3 protein-coding genes are annotated in these 2,041 nt (G+C 62.2%); all 3 read left to right on the forward strand.

Annotated features, from left to right (window positions below):
* Positions 1-920, forward strand: a 920-nt coding sequence (locus tag D8V06_RS29470) for an ABC transporter permease subunit (protein WP_130932359.1), incomplete at its 5' end; no start/stop codon positions are given.
* A gap of 11 nt (positions 921-931) precedes the next feature.
* Positions 932-1,858 (forward strand): ABC transporter permease subunit, encoded by a 927-nt coding sequence (locus tag D8V06_RS29475; RefSeq protein WP_056854995.1) that lies wholly within the window; start codon positions 932-934, stop codon positions 1,856-1,858.
* Between the two features lie 10 nt (positions 1,859-1,868).
* Positions 1,869-2,041, forward strand: a 173-nt coding sequence (locus tag D8V06_RS29480) for an ATP-binding cassette domain-containing protein (RefSeq protein ID WP_130932360.1), incomplete at its 3' end; no start/stop codon positions are given.

Consider the following 2,041-nt stretch of genomic DNA (forward strand, 5'->3'; position numbering starts at 1 on the left):
CGGGCGACCCCGTGGAAGTGATGATGGGCGAACGTCGGGTCGACCCCGAAATGCATGCTCAGGCAATGGAACGCCTAGGTCTGAACAAACCCCTGTATGCCCAGTACCTGGATTACATCGGCAAACTGGCCCACGGCGATCTCGGGGAATCCCTGCGTACCCGTGAGAGCGTCTGGACGGAGTTCACCTCCCTCTTCCCCGCGACCCTGGAACTGTCCATGGCCGCCCTGTTGTTCGCCGGCATCCTGGGCCTGCTGGCCGGGGTGATTGCGGCACTCAAGCGAGGATCGCTGTTCGACCACGGGGTGATGGGCGTCTCCCTCGCGGGGTACTCGATGCCGATCTTCTGGTGGGGCCTGATCCTGATCATGTTCTTCTCGGTGAGCCTGGGCTGGACCCCGGTATCCGGGCGGATCGACCTGCTCTACGACATTGAGCCGCGTACCGGCTTCATGCTGATCGATACACTGCTGGCCGATGACGTCGGCGCGTTCTTCGATGCGCTGCACCACCTGATCCTGCCGGCCATCGTGCTGGGGACCATTCCATTGGCGGTGATCGCGCGAATGACCCGCTCGTCGATGCTCGAAGTGCTGCGTGAAGACTACATTCGTACCGCCCGCGCCAAAGGCCTGTCGCCATCGCGTGTGGTATTCGTCCACGGCCTGCGTAACGCGCTGATCCCGGTACTGACCGTGGTTGGCCTGCAAGTCGGCACCCTGCTGGCCGGCGCGGTCCTGACCGAAACCATTTTCTCCTGGCCTGGCATCGGCAAATGGCTGATCGAAGCCATTGGCGCCCGTGACTATCCGGTTGTACAAAACGGCATCCTGTTAATCGCCTGCCTGGTGATTCTGGTCAACTTCGTAGTGGACATCCTCTACGGCTTTGCCAACCCACGCATCCGTCATCAGCGCTGAGGTCAATACCCATGAGCACTCCAACATCCTCAGTAGCCACCGCCGCGTCCGCCGTGGATCAAAGCCTGCTGTACCCGTCGCCATACAAAGAATTCTGGCAAGCGTTCTCCAGGAACAAAGGTGCCGTTGCCGGCCTGATGTTCATGCTGCTGGTGATTTTCTGCGCCATCTTCGCCCCGTGGGTTGCCCCCCATGACCCGAGCGAGCAATACCGTGACTTCCTGCTGACCCCGCCAGCCTGGCTGGAAGGCGGGCAGATCCAGTTCCTGCTCGGCACCGATGAACTGGGTCGTGACCTGCTGTCACGCCTGATCGAGGGCTCGCGGCTGTCGTTGCTGATCGGCTTGTCGTCGGTGGTGATGTCGCTGATCCCGGGCATCCTGCTGGGTCTGTTCGCCGGTTTCTTCCCGAAAGCCGTCGGCCCGACCATCATGCGCCTGATGGACATCATGCTGGCCCTGCCATCGCTGCTGCTGGCCGTGGCGATCGTCGCCATCCTCGGCCCTGGCCTGATCAACACCGTGATCGCTATCGCCGTCGTGTCCCTGCCGTCCTACGTTCGCCTGACCCGCGCCGCGGTGATGGGCGAACTGAACCGCGACTACGTGACCGCCGCGCGCCTGGCCGGTGCCGGCCTGCCGCGCCTGATGTTCGTGACCGTGCTGCCCAACTGCATGGCGCCCCTGATCGTTCAGGCGACCCTGAGCTTCTCCTCGGCGATTCTCGATGCTGCCGCCCTGGGCTTCCTCGGCCTTGGCGTACAACCGCCAACCCCTGAGTGGGGCACCATGCTGGCCTCGGCCCGCGACTACATCGAACGCGCCTGGTGGGTAGTCAGTCTGCCTGGTTTGACCATTTTGCTCAGCGTGCTGGCAATCAACTTGATGGGCGACGGCCTGCGCGATGCGCTGGACCCGAAACTCAAGAACGCCGCCTGAGGAGATTCCAATGTCACTGCTAGAAATCAAGAATCTCAACGTTCGCTTCGGCGACAAAAACGCTACGCCAGTGGTCGATGGCCTCGACCTGAAAGTCGACAAAGGCGAAGTGCTGGCCATCGTTGGCGAGTCGGGTTCGGGTAAATCCGTGACCATGATGGCGCTGATGGGCCTGATCGAGCA

It is taken from the genome of Pseudomonas sp. Sample_24 (assembly GCF_004307605.1).
Taxonomy (GTDB): domain Bacteria; phylum Pseudomonadota; class Gammaproteobacteria; order Pseudomonadales; family Pseudomonadaceae; genus Aquipseudomonas.